This is a genomic window from Paenibacillus sp. sgz302191 (genome assembly GCF_057749925.1).
In genome coordinates this window covers 81137-100063 of the sequence record NZ_JBYLHY010000010.1, presented here as the reverse complement: position 1 = coordinate 100063, position 18927 = coordinate 81137, and the positions used below count along the sequence as shown (strand labels likewise).

Genomic DNA, 18927 nt, shown 5'->3' with positions numbered 1-18927 from the left:
ATGAATGGGACGGAAAATCATATTTGTGTCGATTTGACGCCAACTTTCAACGGCAAAGGGATCACATGGGAAAAACTCGGCATCGAGGGCCGTTTGGACTTTCAGGGGCTGCACATTCACGGTGACATCGTCCCGAACGGGGAGACTGTGAAGGTAGGGGATACGGCGTTTGTGTTTCCAAAAACCGACAGTCCTGACAATGACCACATCAGCTGCGAGGGGCAATTGTTGGAGTTGGATGCCGTCCGCTGCAGACAAGCGGCGTTCCTCGGATTTTGTACGTGGGGGAATTTTAAAGGGCAGGCAACAATCCGCTATGCGGATGGGACGGAAGAGAAAAAAGAGCTTGCATTGTCGGACTGGATCCAGCCCCAAAAAGCGGAGACCGGATTTTTCCACGACGAACCGGCCTTCACATTCCCGTACTGCCATGAAAAAGAGATCAAAATAGACCGGGTTCACGGCTTTTATGTGGACCGGATTAAGCTGGATGAGACCCGGGCGATCCGATCGATCGAGCTGCCCGACAATCCGAACATGTACTTGTTTGCCATGACGCTTGAAGGAGTAGAGCCCCGTTGAGGAAGAACGCCTCAGGGCCAGGAGGACCCTGATTTTACCGGAGTGGACCCTGGATGATTCATTCCTTATTAGTTAAACCCTGGCTGTTACAGCCAGGGGTTTTTCTTTTTTCGGGGGAAGGGATAGGCTAACTTTGTTTCGGCTGAAAAGCTGCGAAGGCTTGATACTGTGCGGTTTTATTCCTGTTTATGGTCAAATCTTTTATTATTCTTTCATTTGGCTGTAGTATACTTAAAAAAGTTACGATTCAGAGATTTGAAATCACTAAAAATTCAGTCAAGAGGAGTAAAACAACAATGCTCGTAACAAGAATAAAGAAGGGGTTATTGCTGAAGTTCGCCATTATTTTAGCCGGGTGTGCGTTATTCTCCGTATTATCGCTTTTCTCTCCGCTTGCGTCCCCTGCGTCGGCAGCGTCTCCGCCTCCATGGACCTACTGTGCCGCCGACGGGAAATATTGTTCGTTTACCGGCACGAAACTCGTGGAATATGGTTCGACGTCGTTAATAGATGGCCAACAGCGTTACATAACTAAAAAGCTGACTTCCAAAACGTATACGCTAGCTGACGGTTCGTCTGTTGCAGGCGTATTTTGCGGTGAAAGCGAGTTTGCTCATGTAGAACCAGCAAATATATTTGGCAATGGTTGCTTATATCGCGACCCTGGCCCGGAGCTTGATGCCGCGTGGTCCGCATCTGTCGGCGAGGGCAATAAGACGGTTACGGTTTCTTTTACCGTTCCGGAGACGCAAGTGGGTACGCTTGCCGATCTGAAAAGCAAAATCAGCGTCAAAAGAACGGATGAGGCGATCTTTAAAGCGCTCGATTCGGAGGATTCCATCAGCAACTCCACATCAGGCGGGGCCAGCAAGCTTCAAATCAATTTTAAAAACCCGCTGATGGGGTTGGGCAACCAGATTAGAATAGAAGCAGGCGCACTTGCGGATATCGTAAGGGAACCTTTCAATGGGCCGATAGAGATCAACGATCTCGACGAGAATGACCTGGGCAGTTGGCAGTACGTGGGCAACAGAGGCTTATCGGTAGGCAAATCGTTTCAAATATCCCTGGCGTTCATTGACGGCACTCCCTATATGGCTTATGTCGATGGCATTAGCATCGGCGACGGGCTAGGCGGCAAACTTTACGTGAAAAAATACGATGCAAACACAAACAGTTGGACGCTTGCCGGGAACGGCGCGCTTTCTACAGGCTCAGTCAACTCGATGGCCACGTCCGTCTCGGACGGTATCTTGTATGCAGCTTATAACGATGCGGCAAACGGAAATAAGTTGTCCGTAAAAAAATACGATGGTAGCAGTTGGCTGCCTGTAGGCAGCGGAGATATTTCGACAGGCCTAGCGAGCGGGATTTCCTTGAAGGTCTCTAACGGCACTCCTTATGTTGCGTATGAGGATGGGTCAAAAGGTTATAAAATTACGGTGAAAAAATACGATGCAAGCAGTGGCGGTTGGGTGACGATGGGCAGCGAGGGATTTTCGCAGGATACCGTGTCGCAGATCTCCTTGTCGGTCTACGACGGCACCCCTTACGTGGCATATCGAAACGAGAAACCGGATCGCATACATGTTGGCGGAATATGGCAGGATATCACCGTTTACACAGGTGTGGCCAAAAAATTCGACAAAACGGGCGGAAGCTGGGTCGCTTTGGGCCAATTTGCCGATGGCGGAAATCAAAACACGTCCTTGACCGTAGACGGCGGCATCCCGTATGTTGCTTATGTGGATTGGCTAACCGGCAATAGCATCACGCTGAAAAAGTACGAGGGAAACGGTTGGACGAGGATAGACAACGGGAGTTTAAAAATAGTGGGAGATGGCGGGAATTTTGTAAATTACACTTCCTTCTATTTTTCCGGGGGGACTCTCTATGTGGCTTATGCGGGAAGTGACGCTAAAGCCACAGTGAAGAAATTTAACGGAAGCAGTTGGGTAACGGTGGGCGTCTCGGGGATTACGGAAAGCACGGCGCTTGGAAACTCTCTTTACCTCGATAACGGCGTTCCCTATTTGGCGAATTCCGTATTTATTATGGGTGGAGATCCCGCTATCGACAGGAAGCCGGGAGTTCAGAAATTTCTTTTGACACCGCCTGCGTTGACGGCGGATACGACGAGCAATGACACGGCAAGCGCGATCGACATTACGTTCCCGGATTTAGCGGCTTGGCGCAATGAAATTACTGCGGTGAGAGACGGAACGACCGTGATTTCGGCGGCGGATTATACGGTTAGCGCCGGGAAGATCACGTTGGGCCCGGGCGTGCTGGCAAAAGGAAACCATACGATCACGGTATCGACGAGACATTATGCGGATGCGACATTAAGTCAGATGATAACACCGAGATCGCCGACGTTAACGGCGGACACGACAGGCAACAATGCGGCGAACGCGATCGACATCACGTTCCCGGACGATGCGGCATGGCGCGGAGCGATTACGGCAGTAAAAGACGGCGCGGCAACAGTGCCGGCGGATAGTTACACCGTAAGCGCCGGGAAGATCACGATAGGCGCCGGCGTGCTTGTGGAAGGCAATCATACGATTACCGTATCCGCAACCGGCTATGCGGACACAAGCGTCAATCAGACGATCCAAGCGAACACAGCGGATTTGAGCGGCTTGAGCGTAAGCAGCGGTTCGTTAAGTTTTGCAGCGGCAACGACGAGCTATACACTGAGCGTTGCGAGCAGCGTTGCGAGCGTGACGGTCACGCCGACGGCGGCGGATGCAACAGCGAGCGTGACGGTTGCAGCAAATGGGGGAGCGAGTTCGGCTGTAACAAGCGGCCAGCCAAGCGAAGCGATTCCGCTGAGCGTAGGAGCGAATACGATTACAGTAGTTGTAAAAACGCAGAATGGCGCCATCACGAAAACCTATACGATCCATGTCATCAGGATCAGCAACGATGCGCTGCTGTCCGGCTTGACTGTAGATCAAAGCACGATTTCACCTGCGTTTGCGCCATCGGAACTTGAATACAGCGTGAATGTGCCCAACGCCGTTTCAACTCTCAATTTCACCGTAACCAAGGCGAATCCGGATCAAACGCTTACGGTTACAGGCGCGGCGAACGGCACAGTTACGGGCAACGTGTATACCTATACTTTTTCCAACTTGAATGTCGGGTCTAACCTGATCCCAATTATGGTGACCGCGCAGGACGGCATGACGATGAATACGTATTCTCTCACTGTGAACCGTGCGCCAATGGCAAGCAGCAATGCGGACTTGAGCGGTCTATCGTTGTCGAGCGGAGCGCTAAGTCCCGCTTTCGCATCCGGAACAACGGCCTACACTTCCAGTGTGGATAACGGCGTATCGAGTCTTACCGTAACGGCGAGCGTATATGACAGCAGGGCGGCGATGACCGTGAACGGAATTTCGATATCCAGCGGTCAAGCGAGCGGAGCTATCAGCCTGAATGTTGGCCCTAATCCAATCGCCATCGTTGTAACAGCACAAAACGGCAGCAGCAAGCTGTATCAGGTTACAGTGACGCGCGAGGCACCGGTTACTGCGCCAAGCGGTGGTGGAAGTGATGGAGGTGGTAGTGGTTCAACAGCACCAAGCAGCAATGCAGACTTGAGCGGTCTATCGTTGTCAAGCGGAGCGCTAAGTCCCGCCTTCGCATCCGGAACGACGGCCTACACTTCCAGTGTGGATAACGGCGTATCGAGTCTTACCGTAACGGCGAGCGTATATGACAGCAAGGCGGCGATGACCGTGAACGGAATTTCGATATCCAGCGGTCAAGCGAGCGGAGCTATCAGCCTGAGTGTTGGCCCTAACCCGATCGCCATCGTTGTAACAGCACAAAACGGCAGCAGCAAGCTGTATCAGGTTACAGTGACGCGCGAGGCACCGGTTACTGCGCCAAGCGGTGGTGGAAGTGATGGAGGTGGTAGTGGTTCAACAGCACCAAGTAACCCGCCGGTAACTTCCGCTGACGGTCATTTAACGCTTCCGATAGGAACAGCGGGCGAGGTTAGTTTGCAAAGCGAGGTCACGGTCTCTATCCCGGCAAATGCTTCAGCCCAAGAACTGAAAATAACGATAGACAAATTGCTAGAAACTCACAACCTGCTAACGAATAAAGAAGTTCCGGTCAGCCCGATTTTCGAGATTTTGAAAAATTTCTCAGGTAACTTTAGCAATCCGGTAACGCTGACTTTTGCTTTCGATCCGACAAGCTTGAGCAGTGGCCAAAGGGCCGCGGTATTTTATTTTGACGAAGCGAAGAAGGAATGGGTGGAAGTCGGCGGCGTAGTAAACGGCAATCACATCCGTGTAGAGGTGGAGCACTTTACGAAATATGCGGTGTTCGCTGTAGGTCAAGCGGCGGCAGGGCCAAAGAAAGATTCTTTGACCGGTACGAAACTGAATTTTAGCGATATATCCGGACATTGGTCTGAGGCCAGCATCAAGCGAGCGGTTAGCGGCGGAATCGTAACGGGTTATTCGGACGGCACATTCAAGCCGAATCATACCGTTACGCGTGCGGAATTTGCCGTCATGCTGATGAACGCGCTGAAGCTGCAAGGAGAAGGAGCGCCGCTGACTTTCACAGATGCAGCGAAGATCGGAGCTTGGGCGCAGCAAGCAGTCGCGCAGGCGGTGCGAGACGGCATTATTAAGGGCTATGAGGATGGCAGCTTCCGTCCGGATAAAGAAATTACGCGAGCAGAGATGGCGCTGACGATCGCTAAGGCACTGGGCAAATCTGTCGAAACGAATGCAGCAACAGGCTTCGCGGACGACAAGGACATTCCGGCATGGGCGAAGGACAGCGTTGCTTATGTGAAGCAAGCAGGTATTGTGCAAGGGAAAGGCGATAACGCATTCGCCCCTCAAGACCCTGCAACAAGGGCAGAAGCTGTAACGATTCTATTGAATATGCTGGCACAAAAGAGCAAGTAAAGTACAGTCTTCTTCAAAAGGCTTCTCCTATGCGGCAATAAGCCATAAGGAGAAGCCTTTACATTGCCATGATTTTGAGTTAATTGTACCGTGCATGCATGCGGGCTATACATCGGTCATGATTGATGCTTCCATGCACGCTTTTGAGGAAAACGTAAAGAGGACGAAAAAGGTCGTTGAAATAGCAAAAGCCCTGGGATTCATGTTAAAGCAGAACTGGGAAAAGTCGGCGGGGTAGAAGATGATATTGTGGTTGAAGAAGCGGATGCTATGTTGGCGGATTCGAAGGAATGTGCAGAATTTATTGAATTGACGGGAGTTCCTACATTGGCTCCAGCGATTGGTACGGCACACGGGATTTATAAAGGTGAACCGAGGATTGCCTTTGACCGGATTGCCGAGATCGCGAGGAGCGTATCGGTTCCACTTGTATGGCATGGGGGCTCCGGTATTCCTGCGGAACAAGTGAAGCAATGAGAATGATCAGGGAAAATCTCCGCTCTGCAGGCTGCACTAAATCTCTCGCGTCAGAGGCGATAGCCACAATCTGCCTGGCTGCACGAAGAAAACCTGCAAAAATACATGAATTTGCGTCCTAAATCGCTGGCGAAGCTGAATTCCTGCAAAAGTACAGGCTTTTCACCGAATAGATGGACTCCGGTTCACTCTCAGCGAAAATTCATGCGCTTTTGCAGGTTTTTCACCAAAATAAACCAATTTCAAAGAAAAAACCTGCACTTTCGCAGGTTTTCTCTCTGTCAGGCTGATTCCTGACCAGTTGCGCAGTTCCATAACATGCGCTAAGAGAGGCGCGCGCCCGGAAAAAGCGGCTGTCCCCCTAATTAGGGTCGGGCAGATTAAAGAGCGAAAAAGTTTCCGCTCTTTTCTTTTGCCGGGAGCGGAGCTTGGTATACCGAGCCCTCGAAAATTGCCATCTCAGCCCTGCAGCGGGAGTTCTCTAACCCAAGAGGCGATGGAGCGGATATCGTCGGGTGTGGTACGGCAGCAGCCGCCGATGATCCGGGCTCCCTGGTTGTACCAGGTTTGTGCGCTATCGCCGAAGCACTGGTCATCGGATGTCCCTTGCCAGCTCCGTGTGACCGCAACGTATTGCTCGCCGGAGTTGGGGTATACCAGAATCGGCTTGGAGGTATGCTGGCGGATTTCACGAATAAGCTCCGCAATGTATTGGGGCGATGTGCAGTTTACGCCTATGGCCGCGATTTGATCGCAGCGGTCCAGCCATTCGGCGCATTCGCCAATGGTGTCCCCATTGCTGATATGTTGTCCATCCTTGGCGCTGAAGCTGACCCATGCGTATGCATCAGGAAATTGCTGCAGCGCGGCGGCAATTGCTTTGGCTTCCGTCAAGCAGGGGATGGTCTCGCATGCCAGAAGATCGGCTCCGGCTTCCAACAATGCTTTCATACGAGGACGATGAAACTCAGTAAGCTCCTGTTCGTTCACCGAGTAGTCCCCGCGATACTCCGAACCGTCCGCCAAATAAGCCCCGTAAGGGCCGACTGAAGCGGCCACTATCGGTTTCGGCCTGCTGTTTTTATGCTCCCATGCCTGCCAAAAACGATTCCTGGCCTCTACGGCAAGGCGCACCGAAGATTGAATAAGCGCAACCGCTTCCGCTTCGCTTAAGCCGCGTTGAACAAAGCCGCCAATCGTTGCCTGATAGCTGGCGGTAATGGCGCAGTCGGCACCGGCCGCGAAATAGTCGAAATGAACCTGCTCTATGACACCGGGGTTCTCAAGCAGGATTTTGGCGGACCACAGGGAATCGTTGATGTCGCAGCCGCGGCGTTCCAGTTCTGTGGATAAAGCGCCGTCCAATATCATAACGGGAAACCGGTCAAGAATATGTCGTATCGGGTTCACTATCTACACCTCACCAATGGACAGAATATGAACCATCGTAACAAATATTTATACAATATACAATATATAAAAAGTAAAAAAACCAGCATATCGGCTGGCCCGATGTACTGATTTTTCTCATTCTAAATCATATCCGTATAGTCGATTTTCCAATGCACGTTCTTGATGAACGCTTCAACTCCTTGCGCATCCTTCGCTTTGAAATATTGGATGATTTGCCTATGCTCTTCATTCATCTGGGAAAGGACGGAAAACAATTTTTCCTTGTCGCTGCTCAAATAAATTTGTCTTACAAAGCTTTGCTGCAGCGAATGCAGCAGTTCGACCAGGGAGCTGTTGTTGCATTTCAAATGGTATACATGATGAAATTGATTTTGATAAAGCTGATATTCGGAGTAATCCTGCTGCTGAATGGCAAGATCGATTTTATCGACCAATTGGACCATTTGGGCAATGTCCTCATTTGTGAGATGCGCAGCGGCCAATGAAGCGGCCAATCCATCGAGCGCGGCGACAATTTGGAAGACGTCCAGCTTCTTCTTGGTATCCAGTTCCTTGACGATAAAGCCTCTTCGCGGCATGTTTTCGAGCAAATTTTCCGATGCCAGTTGAATGAGCGCTTCTCTGACCGGCGTACGGCTGACACCGAGCTTTTCACAGATGGAGGCCTCATTTATTTTCTGATTGGGAAGAAGGGAGCCGTTCTGGATTTTCTCCGCAATATAATTGTAGACGTGATCCTTCAAAGATTGATAGCGGTTGGCCGAAATGATCATTCACCCTCTCATGAAATTACAAATAATACAATATACGATATACGTAAGTTCTACGATCCATAGTAACATTGTGAATTGCTTTATTCAAGTGGAGTCAAACCGATTTGAAAACGCTTTATTTTTTTGTTGATTTTCAAAATACGGCGTGCTATGATCTAAATCACAGAGAATATAGTATATTGTATACAAATTTGCAAAAGCTAAAATTACCCTATATATCGGGAAAAGGCTGTGTAATGAACATATGTTGTGCGCTATTTTGTATACAATATATTTTAAAACATTCAAAACATAAGCGAGGGTGAGCGACGTGCGAGAGGAATGCGATATGCAAATAAATATGGGAACGAAGGCGGTATGGGCCGGGGAGAGAGATTTTAGAGTCTACGGGGCAACGCAAGTCCCGGTGATGATGAGCGTTGCTTACGATTATGAAGATGTGGACGAATGGTATGAGGTGGCGATGGGCCATAAACCGGGCTATACGTATAATCGGATGTCCAACCCGACGGTCCGCTCCTTGGAAGAGAAGGTAAGGCTGCTGGAGGGAGCCGAGAATGCGTACGCTTTTTCCTCGGGTATGGCGGCGATTAGCAGCACATTGTATACATTTTTGAAGCCCGGTGACCGGGTCGTGTCCGTTAAGGATACGTATGGGGGAACGAATAAAATTTTCACGGAATTTCTGCCGCGTATCAATGTGCAGGTGACGCTCTGCAATACGGGAAATCATGAAGAAATCGAAGCGGAGATAGCCAAAGGCTGCCAAGTGGTTTATCTCGAGTCCCCGACGAACCCGACGTTGAAGATAACGGACATCCAGCGTTTGGCTAAGGCTGCAAAAGCCGTAGGCGCATTGGTGATGGTAGACAATACATTTGCTACGCCAATTAACCAAAATCCGCTTCGCCTCGGTGTCGACCTGGTCATCCACAGCGCGACCAAATATTTGAGCGGACATGCGGATGTGCTGGGCGGCGTCGTGTGCGGGTCCGAAGCGCTGATGGAGAAAATCTACCATTATCGCGAGATTAATGGGGCGACATTGGATCCGTGGTCGGCCTTCCTCATCATTCGCGGGATAAAAACCCTTCATCTGCGCGTACGGCAGCAGGCGCAAAGCGCGATGGCGATGGCGAAGTTACTGCAGCGGCACCCGCTCGTGGAGAGCGTGAATTACCCGGGTCTCGAAACGCATCCACACCATGATATCGCCAGGCGTCAGATGAAAGGGTTCGGCGGCATTCTGAGCATTGTGCTCAAGGGCGGGATGGAGGCCATCAAGCTGCTGCTCCTCAAGCTGCAGTATGCGAATCGGGCCGGCAATCTGGGGGCGGTCGAAACGATATACGGGCCTGCGAGAACGACAAGCCATGTGGAATGTACCTTGGAGGAGCGTCAAGCGCTCGGGATTTCGGAAGGCTTGCTGCGGATTTCGGTCGGCATCGAGGATACCGAGGATTTGATTGCGGATTTGACACAAGCATTGGCTTATGTAGAGGCTCAAATGCCGGTTAGCGTTCACAACAAATAGGGGGAGAACAACGATGGAAATGAAAATCGCGCTGCTTGGATTCGGAGTTGTCGGTCAGGGATTGGCTGAAATTTTGCAGGAAAAAGGACAGGAGCTGGCAGACAGCCTCGGCTTCCAAGCCAAAATAGTCGCTATCTCCGATTTGATGAAGGGAGCCGTGTACCATCCCGACGGGATTCAGATCGCGGAAGCGCTCCGCGCCGTCAAGGAGACGGGCAAGCTGGATGCTTATCCGGAGACGCCCGGCCTGATTCGGGGCTTGGACAGCTTCAAGACGATTCGGGAGACGAACGCGGATACCGTCGTGGAACTTACTTTTACGGATGTCAAGACGGGTCAACCGGCCATCGATCACTGCCGCGCGGCGTTCGAATGCAAGAAGCACGTGGTCATGAGCAACAAAGGCCCCGTGGCACTTGCCTATCAAGAGCTGTCGAAGCTGGCGCGCAATAATGGAGTCCGTTGGGGCTATGAGGGTACCGTTATGAGCGGAACCCCGGCGCTCCGGATGCCGATTACTACGTTGGCCGGCAATCGGATCGATGAGATCAAAGGGATTTTGAACGGGACGACCAACTACATGCTGACCCGGATGGAGGAAGGGATGAGCTACGAGGAGGCATTGTCCGAGGCTCAGTCGTTAGGTTACGCCGAAGCGGATCCGACCAGCGATGTGGAAGGCTACGACGCTCAATACAAAATTACGATTCTCAGCAATATCGTAATGAATGCGCCGCTCGAGAGAGAGGATGTCCCGTGCGAGGGGATCAGCAAGCTTACCCAGGCGGACATTCGGCGGGCGAAAGCGGAAGGGAAACGGTGGAAGCTGATTGCCCGGTGTTATCGCGAAGGCGAACGCCTCCTGGCCAAGGTAGGCCCGGAAATGGTGCCGCTCGATGATCCGCTCGCCGGTGTCGGTGGTGCCGTCAACGCCATCACTTATTATTGCGATCTGGCCGGCCCGATCACCTTGATGGGAGCGGGAGCGGGGCGCAAGGAGACAGGCTTCTCCATCCTGATCGATCTTATCAATATTCATCGCAACCAATTGTAGTATGCGCATCAGTCAATGACCGCTATCAATAGACAAAAGGATGAGGTGCTGTAGATGATATTGGAAACGATAGCTAAGAAACATCAAATGTATTTGGCCGGACAATGGGTGTACCGCGAAAATACGATGCCGGTTTGCGATCCTCAGGATAACCGCTTGATTGCGACCGTACCGGCCGCTTCCCGGCTTGACATGCTGTATGCCATCGAGGAAGCGAAGGAAGGATTTCGCGTCTGCTCCGAGCTGCCGACCCATGAGCGTATGGCCATTTTGCACCGGGCTGCGGACTGGGTCCACGAAAACCGGGAGCTTTATGCGACTATCATCGCATCGGAAGGCAGCAAGACGATCCGCGAGGCGCGCAAGGAAGTCAGACGGTGCGTAGAAACGCTGCGCATCAGCGCGGAGGAAGCAAGAAGGCTGAACGGGGAGACGATTCCGTTCGACCAAATGCCCGGAAGCGAGCACCGGCTCGGATACTATTACCGTTTTCCTGTCGGAATCGTCGGGGCGATTACCCCGTTTAACGATCCGTTGAATTTGGTGGCCCACAAAGTGGGGCCGGCGATCGCCGCGGGCAACGCCATTATCGTAAAACCGGCGCCGGCCACTCCGTTAAGCGCTCTCATGCTTGCGGAGGCTTTTGATAAAGCGGGACTGCCGCACAAAGTACTGTCCGTCATTACGGGGAACGCCGCGGAAATCGGGGAAGTGCTGGTAACCCATCCGGAAGTGAGAATGATCTCCTTCACAGGAGGGTTTGCAACCGGCAAATTGATTATGCAAAAGGCCGGCCTGAAAAAAATGAGCATGGAGCTGGGCTCCAACTCGCCGGTCATCGTTTTGAACGATGCGGATGTGCATGAGGCGGTGGAATCGAACGTATCCGGCGCCTTCTGGGCCGCAGGGCAAAATTGCCTCGGCGTCCAGCGCATTTATGTTCAAGAGGAACTGTACGATACGTTCGTCGCCCGATTCGTGGAGAGAACCCGCCGGTATAAAGTCGGGGATAAGAGCCTGGAAGATACGGATATGGGACCTATGATCAACGAACTGGAAGCGAGGCGCGTGGAAAAATGGGTGCAGGAGGCTGTGGACAGCGGAGGCAAGCTGCTCTGCGGAGGCAAGCGCGACGGCGCTTTCTATGAGCCTACGGTTATGGTGGACGTGCCCAAAGATTGCCGGATCGTGAAGGACGAAGTGTTCGGCCCGGTGGTCACGATCTTCAAGGTGGCGAATCTGGAGGAGGCGGTCCAGCAGTCCAACAGCGTTGATTTCGGCCTGCAGGCAGGTATTTTCAGCCGCGATATCGATAAAGTTTTTCAGGCGGTACGCAAGCTGGATGTGGGGGGCGTCATGGTGAACGACAGCTCGGATTACCGCATCGACGCCATGCCGTTCGGCGGAGTGAAGAGCTCCGGTATCGGCAGAGAAGGCGTGAAATTTGCCCTGATGGAAATGACCGAGCCGAAGGTCGTTTGTTTCAAGATATCTCAGTAAGCGGCTTCATATTTTGGGCTGTAGGGGAGAAGAATCATGGCTATACGGATGGAGAACGATTTTTTAGGGGAAAAAGAGGTGCCGGCCGAAGCCTACTACGGCATACAAACGATCCGCGCCTCCGAAAATTTCCCTGTCACCGGTACGCCGGTGAATAAGCATTTGATCCTCGCTTTAGCCGAGATCAAGAAGGCAGCGGCGCTAGCCAATATGGCGACGAACCTGCTGCCCCGGACCATCGGCACGGCTATCGTGCAAGCCGCGGAGGAGGTCATCGAGGGCAAGCTCTCCGACCAATTTATCGTCGATGCCATTCAGGGAGGCGCAGGCACCTCCATCAATATGAACATGAACGAAGTATTGGCTAATCGAGCCCTGGAGCTCATGGGCAAAGCCAAGAGCGATTACTTTCATTGCTCGCCGAACGGTCACGTGAACATGGCCCAATCCACGAATGACACGGTACCTACGGCACTCCGGATTGCCGCTTACCGTCTGGCCCGGAACTTGATCGATACGGTGGATTCGCTGGAATCGGTGCTGCTTCACAAGGCCAAACAATTCGACGGTATCATCAAAATGGGACGCACCCACCTTCAGGATGCCGTGCCGATACGGCTGGGGCAGGAATTCGGCGCTTATGCCCGAGTCATCGGCCGGGATAAAGCAAGAATTCAAATGGCGGCACGGGGCCTTCTCCGCATTAATCTGGGGGCCACGGCCGTAGGTACGGGCTTGAATGCCAAGCCGGAGTATATCGCTTTAGCCTGCTCGTATTTGGCGGAGCAAACGGGCATCCCCGTCCGGCCTGCCGACGATTTGGTGGATGCCACGCAAAATACGGATGCTTTTACCGAGCTTTCCTCAACCTTAAAAATTATGGCGGTCAACTTGTCGAAAATATGCAATGATATCCGTCTGATGGCTTCCGGCCCGATGACGGGACTGGGAGAGCTTCGGCTCCCCCCGAGACAGCCGGGCTCCTCGATCATGCCCGGCAAGGTAAACCCAGTGCTGCCCGAAATGATCAATCAAATTGCCTTTCAAGTGATCGGCAACGACCATACGATTTGTTTGGCATCCGAGGCAGGACAATTCGAACTTAATGTGATGGGACCCGTAATCGCTAGTAATTTGCTTCAATCCCTGTTAATCTTAACTAACGGATTGGCCGTATTTCAAAGGCATGCTTTAGCAGGGATCGAAGCGAATGAGGAACGCTGCAAGTCTTATGTGGACAAGAGCTTCGGCGTCATTACCGCTCTCAACCCCCACCTCGGTTACGAAACGGCGGCCCGAATCGTGAAGGAAGCGCTCCAAACGGGACAAACCATTAGACAGATCATTTTGGAGAGGCAACTGCTGACCGAGGTTGAATTGGAACAAGTACTGAATCCTTATGAAATGACGACACCGGGAATTGCCGGTTTTCAATACTTTGAAAACTTGGAAAAGGGAGCGAACAGAGGATGAACAACACGAGCGACAGCACTCAAAACAATTTGAAACGCACAATGAAAAGCAGGCATTTATTCATGATTTCTCTCGGGGGAGTTATCGGAACGGGTTTATTTCTTAGCACAGGGTACATTCTTAATCAAGCGGGTCCCGGAGGAGCCATTCTCTCTTATTTGGTAGGCGGCCTGATTATGTATTTGGTCATGCTGTGTCTCGGAGAATTAAGTGTGGCAATGCCGACTACAGGCTCATTTCCGGCCTACGCGACCAAATTTATCGGACCCGCAACAGGCTTCACGATCGGTTGGCTGTACTGGCTGACCTGGGTGGTCACGGTAGGCTCCGAGTTTACAGCGGCCGGACTGCTTATGCAGCGGTGGTTTCCCGATATTTCCGTATGGGTCTGGAGCGCAATTTTCGCCGTTTTGCTGTTTGCTCTGAACGCGTATTCGGCCAAGTTTTTTGCGGAATCCGAGTTCTGGGTTGCTGGCTTTAAAGTTATTGTTATTGTTTTGTTTATCATATTGGGCGGGGCGGCCATGTTCGGACTGCTACCGATGAAAGACCAGGCGGCTCCGATGCTGCACAATATTTTGGATCAGGGCGGCTTGTTCCCGAACGGGTTATTGCCGGTGCTGTTCGTTATGATTTCCGTTAACTTCGCTTTCTCGGGGACGGAGCTTATCGGGGTTACGGCCGGCGAAACGGAAGACCCGGATAAAAGCATCCCGAGATCGATTCGTACGGTCGTATGGCGGACGATGGTTTTCTTCATTGGCGCCATCATCGTGCTGGCAGGTCTTATTCCTTGGAAGGAAGCCGGGGTTATCGAGAGCCCGTTCGTACTCGTTTTTGAAAAAATCGGTATTCCTTATGCCGCCGATATCATGAACCTGGTCATTTTGACGGCTCTCCTGTCGGTAGGAAATTCCGGACTTTATGCCTCCACGCGGATGCTTTGGGCGCTTTCCCAGGAGAGTATGGTCAGCCCTTGGCTCGGCCGGGTAACGAAACAGGGCATTCCGTTTAACGCGTTGATTGTCAGTATGATGGTAGCCTGCTTGTCGTTGCTTTCCAGCGTTTACGCGGCGGATACCGTTTATGTCGTTCTCATAGCTGTTTCCGGCTTTGCCGTAGTGGCGGTATGGATGGGAATCGTCGCATCCCAATTCATGTTCCGCAGACAATTCCTTAAGCAGGGCGGCAGCCTGAACGATCTGAAATATAGGACGCCGCTATACCCGATTGTACCGATCGCTGCCTTCATCCTGTGCTTGGCCTCTTGCATCGGCTTATACTTCGACCCTGCCCAACGCATCGCCTTGTATTGCGGAATTCCTTTTGTAGCGGCATGCTATCTTATTTACTATGTAAAGAACAGAAAAAAAACGCTTAATAAGGGGTGAGCTTGATGGCGGGAATGGCAAGAGGAAGCACAACGATTGTAATAAGGCTGGAAATGAGAAAAGAACTGGTAGCTTTCGGCCGCATTGCAATGGCTATCGGACAAGCGGGGGGCGATATCGTTGCGGTCGATGTCGCACAATCGGGCAAAGCGAAGACGATCCGGGATATTACCGTACAAGTGGGCGATGACAGCCTCACAAACGAAATTGTAAGCGCAATCAAAAATTTGGAAGGGGTACAGGTCATCCATGTTTCCGATCAAATTTTTCTCTCTCATCTGGGCGGGAAAATAGAAACGGTCCCCAAAATCGCGATCAAAAACCGCGAAGATCTTTCGCGGGTATATACCCCAGGGGTAGCGCGGGTGTGCATGGCGATCTACAACGATCCGCCCAAAGCGCACTCGCTTACGATCAAAAGAAACACGGTCGCCGTCGTTTCGGACGGATCGGCCGTGCTGGGGCTCGGGAACATCGGCCCGGAGGCCGCGATGCCCGTCATGGAAGGAAAAGCCATGCTGTTCAAGCAAATGGCCGGTGTCGATGCATTCCCGATTTGTCTCGACGCGCACAGCACCGAGGACATTATTCACATTATTAAAGCGCTCGCTCCTACGTTCGGGGGCATCAATTTGGAGGATATATCCGCCCCGCGCTGCTTCGAAATCGAACGGAGGCTGATCGACGAGCTGGATATTCCGGTGTTCCACGATGACCAGCATGGGACCGCTGTCGTCATTCTGGCGGGTCTGCTCAATGCGGCGAAGGTCGTCAAAAAGGATTTGACCCGCTGCAAAGTGGTCGTTTGCGGTATCGGTGCGGCCGGCATTGCCTGTACGAAGATGCTGCTGGCTTTGGGGGTAACCAACCTCATCGGGGTGGACCGGGAAGGTGCGATTGCTCGGGGGCAGCATTACGATAATCAGGCTTGGCAGTGGTATGCCGATCATACGAATCCGCAAAATTTGAAGGGACCGCTGAGTGAAGTTATCCGAGGAGCCGATATTTTCATCGGCGTGTCGGGTCCCAAAGTGCTGAGCGCCCAAGATGTGAAACATATGGCGGCGGATCCGATCGTATTTGCGATGGCGAACCCGACGCCCGAAATTATGCCGGAGGAAGCCGCGCCGTACGTGCGTGTTATGGCAACCGGCAGATCGGATTTCCCGAACCAGATTAATAACGTGCTGTGCTTTCCCGGACTGTTCCGAGGCGTGCTCGATTGCCGCGCTTCCCGGATAACCGAAGAAATGAAGCTGGCCGCCGCGAAAGCGATTGCCTCCGTCGTTAGCGATGAAGAACTGGATGAGTCCTACATCATCCCAAGTGTGTTTAATCAAATGGTCGTGGAAAAAGTACGGGAGGCCGTCATCGACGCGGCCTATCAATCCGGGGCCGCCAGACGGAACATGATGCGGGAATCTGCGAAGGAAGACGCCGCGGTCTTATCTGCAAGCGGTGGGTATGCATGAATGAGCATATAAAGAATGGTGCGGCCATCACCCTGGGCTCCGCCATTATGGGTTTTGGCATCAACTATTTTAATACGGCGAATGGTCTGGCGGAGGGAGGCATTACCGGTGTCAGCCTGCTGCTGAAGTACATGTTCGGCTGGGAAACGGGGATTACGAATTTCCTGATGAATCTCCCGTTGTTCTTTATCGGCTGGAAGGTGCTGGGACGAAGAGCTTTTCTTTACACGGTTTTTGCCACACTGATGTTTTCTTTATTCGTATATATGTTTAAAAATATTCATTTTGCCATGCACGACCTGCTGCTGGCCTCTCTATACGCCGGCGCGACAGTCGGAGTAGGCTTAGGCATCGTCTTCCGGTACGGAGGGACCAGCGGAGGAACGGATATTATTGCCCAGATGCTGAAAAAGGTGTTCGGCTGGCCGATCGGCAGGACCGTGTTTTTGTTCGACAGTATTACGATTGTGCTCTCACTCATCTATTTGGACAGAGAACGTGCGATGTACACGATCGTCGCTGTTTTTATCGGCTCCAGAGTCATCGATTACGTGCTGGAAGGAACGCTAAAAGGCAAAGCGGCTATTATTGTGAGTCGTCGGGCGGAAGAGATTTCCGCACGAGTTCACGATGAGCTTGAAAGAGGTACGACCTTTTTGTACGGCAAGGGCGGCTACAGCTATGATGAGAAAACGATTATTTACTGCGTAGTCGGCCGCTCCGAAATTGGCAGGTTGAAGAAGCTGGTCCATACGATCGACCGGGAAGCTTTTGTCACAGTAAATGATGTGTTCGAGGTTTTCGGAGAAGGCTTTAATCCGATGCACGAAAAAGGATAGTTGGAGATTTGCGGAAGTAAGCTGACGGTTTCTGCGCGGCGGCCTTCCGCTTTTTTTTGTTCAAAAACCGCGGTGCACTTATTTTCTTATCTCCGCTTACACCAAACAAACTGTAAATACATATAAATGCCTATAAAGTTTTTCATTGCTCATGTAAAGAGGCGAGTATAATTATGGTTTCGTATATGGATTACACATCACCGTCAGCTCAATTCGCATTTGATGTCAATACCAGTCCCTTGTTTATAAAGGATAAAAACAATTTAATTAACGTACTAGGCATCCAACAGTTAAATACATTGGAAAATGTGTCCTTGCTGGACATTTTTTTAAGCGCTAATAACGTTGTGGAACCTCACTATCACCAAAATGCAGCCGAGTTAGTCTATTGTATTTCCGGAGCTGCGACTGTATCGATGTTGAACCCCTTTACCAAACAAATTCTCAATTACTCCATTACACCGGGACAGGTTGCCAACGTTCCGCAAGGTTGGTGGCATTATGAGATAGCGACAACGGATAAAACACATCTTTTGGCCATTTTTAACGCACCGACTCCGGAGGTGATTTTAGGTTCCGATCTGCTCAAATTTACTCCTGCAAATATTATGGCACATACGTATTGTCTTGACGAAAATCAATGGAAACAAGCAATCGCCCCCGTACAGCCTACAACATATATCGGTCCATATAAAAATTGCATTAGTAAAAATGAAAATATGCCCCGTCGCTCCAATCTACAGTATCAACAACTACCATATAGTCACCATCAACAGCGCCAAAATCCATATATATCCAGGCGCAATCCATATTGGGGCTAGTTCATAAGGGAGGGAGAAGTGTATGTTGCAGTTTAAACCGCATCCCAGTCATACCGCCATTGTAATTACAGACCCGCAAAATGATTTCATGAGTCCAGGGGGAAGAGGCTATCATCTAACAAAAGATACGATTGAGCAAAACAACACGATACAAAACCTTGAACTCTTAATGAGCACTGCCTTGAATAAAGGGTATCAGCTTTTTATATCCCCCCATTATTTATACCCTCATGATTATGGCTGGCAATTTACCGGATCCGAACAAAAGATGTTATTAGGTCTTGGAATGTATCAAAAAGCAAATGAATACACACCACCGTCTGTAGGAGCTGATTTTGTTCCTTCTTTCAAACCTTACATTTTTGACAGGAGAACAATCGTTTCAACTCCGCACAAGGTTGCTAGTCCGCAAACAAATGACTTGGTATACCAGTTGCGACAACATAGAAAAGAGAAGACAGTTATTGCAGGAGTACTTTCCAACATTTGCGTAGAGTCCCATATGAGGCATTTAATCGAAAATGGGTTTGAAACCGCTGTTGTATACGATGCGACAGCAGCTACTAGTGAAAGGGATTTCCAAGCAGCCGTTACCAATTACAAGGCATTTGCCGCCGCTACTTGGACAACACGGGAAGCTATTTCCCATTTATAA

Annotated in this window: 12 protein-coding genes and 2 pseudogenes; 12 read left to right on the top strand and 2 right to left on the bottom strand. The window is 51.1% G+C overall.

The features are described 5' to 3' along the window. The 3 genes and pseudogenes from AC3G2T_RS16425 to AC3G2T_RS16415 form a co-directional block, all read left to right on the top strand. The gene (locus tag AC3G2T_RS16425) at positions 1–582 is read left to right on the top strand and encodes a hypothetical protein (RefSeq protein ID WP_474681851.1); all 582 of its coding nucleotides are present in this window, start codon (positions 1–3) and stop codon (positions 580–582) included. Between the two features lie 296 nt (positions 583–878). Then, positions 879–5525: a cadherin-like beta sandwich domain-containing protein gene (locus tag AC3G2T_RS16420; RefSeq protein ID WP_488436179.1), complete on the top strand. Its 4647-nt coding sequence runs from the start codon at positions 879–881 to the stop codon at positions 5523–5525. 61 nt (positions 5526–5586) lie between these two features. Beyond that, positions 5587–5999 (top strand): annotated as a pseudogene (locus AC3G2T_RS16415) (class II fructose-bisphosphate aldolase); the annotation flags it as partial. A gap of 462 nt (positions 6000–6461) precedes the next feature. On the opposite strand, the gene mmuM reads toward AC3G2T_RS16415, so the two are convergent. Both mmuM and AC3G2T_RS16405 read right to left on the bottom strand, forming a co-directional pair. Next, on the bottom strand, positions 6462–7412 hold the full coding sequence (gene mmuM / locus AC3G2T_RS16410; protein ID WP_488436178.1) for a homocysteine S-methyltransferase: 951 nt from the start codon (positions 7410–7412) through the stop codon (positions 6462–6464). A gap of 122 nt (positions 7413–7534) precedes the next feature. Next, positions 7535–8188 (bottom strand): GntR family transcriptional regulator, encoded by a 654-nt coding sequence (locus AC3G2T_RS16405; RefSeq protein WP_474681848.1) that lies wholly within the window; start codon positions 8186–8188, stop codon positions 7535–7537. 328 nt (positions 8189–8516) lie between these two features. On the opposite strand from AC3G2T_RS16405, the gene AC3G2T_RS16400 reads away from it, so the two are divergent. From AC3G2T_RS16400 to AC3G2T_RS16360, 9 genes and pseudogenes are all read left to right on the top strand, one after another. Beyond that, positions 8517–9722, top strand: coding sequence for a cystathionine gamma-synthase family protein (locus AC3G2T_RS16400; RefSeq protein ID WP_474681847.1), 1206 nt, complete (start codon positions 8517–8519; stop codon positions 9720–9722). Positions 9723–9732: 10 nt separating this feature from the next. Further along, a pseudogene (locus AC3G2T_RS16395) lies at positions 9733–10776 on the top strand (homoserine dehydrogenase); the annotation flags it as partial. Positions 10777–10830: 54 nt separating this feature from the next. After that, the gene (locus AC3G2T_RS16390; RefSeq protein ID WP_488436177.1) at positions 10831–12276 is read left to right on the top strand and encodes an aldehyde dehydrogenase family protein; all 1446 of its coding nucleotides are present in this window, start codon (positions 10831–10833) and stop codon (positions 12274–12276) included. 36 nt (positions 12277–12312) lie between these two features. Next, positions 12313–13749, top strand: a complete 1437-nt coding sequence (locus AC3G2T_RS16385; protein ID WP_474681845.1) for an aspartate ammonia-lyase — start codon at positions 12313–12315, stop codon at positions 13747–13749. Next, the gene (locus AC3G2T_RS16380) at positions 13746–15140 is read left to right on the top strand and encodes an amino acid permease (RefSeq protein ID WP_488436176.1); all 1395 of its coding nucleotides are present in this window, start codon (positions 13746–13748) and stop codon (positions 15138–15140) included. Before AC3G2T_RS16385 ends, AC3G2T_RS16380 begins: the two co-directional genes overlap by 4 nt. 5 nt (positions 15141–15145) lie before the next feature. Then, positions 15146–16612, top strand: coding sequence for an NAD-dependent malic enzyme (locus tag AC3G2T_RS16375; protein WP_488436175.1), 1467 nt, complete (start codon positions 15146–15148; stop codon positions 16610–16612). Beyond that, positions 16609–17451, top strand: a complete 843-nt coding sequence (locus AC3G2T_RS16370; RefSeq protein ID WP_488436174.1) for a YitT family protein — start codon at positions 16609–16611, stop codon at positions 17449–17451. The genes AC3G2T_RS16375 and AC3G2T_RS16370 overlap by 4 nt, the downstream gene beginning before the upstream one ends. 173 nt (positions 17452–17624) lie before the next feature. Continuing rightward, on the top strand, positions 17625–18272 hold the full coding sequence (locus AC3G2T_RS16365) for a cupin domain-containing protein (protein ID WP_488436173.1): 648 nt from the start codon (positions 17625–17627) through the stop codon (positions 18270–18272). A gap of 22 nt (positions 18273–18294) precedes the next feature. Further along, positions 18295–18927: a cysteine hydrolase family protein gene (locus AC3G2T_RS16360; RefSeq protein WP_474681840.1), complete on the top strand. Its 633-nt coding sequence runs from the start codon at positions 18295–18297 to the stop codon at positions 18925–18927.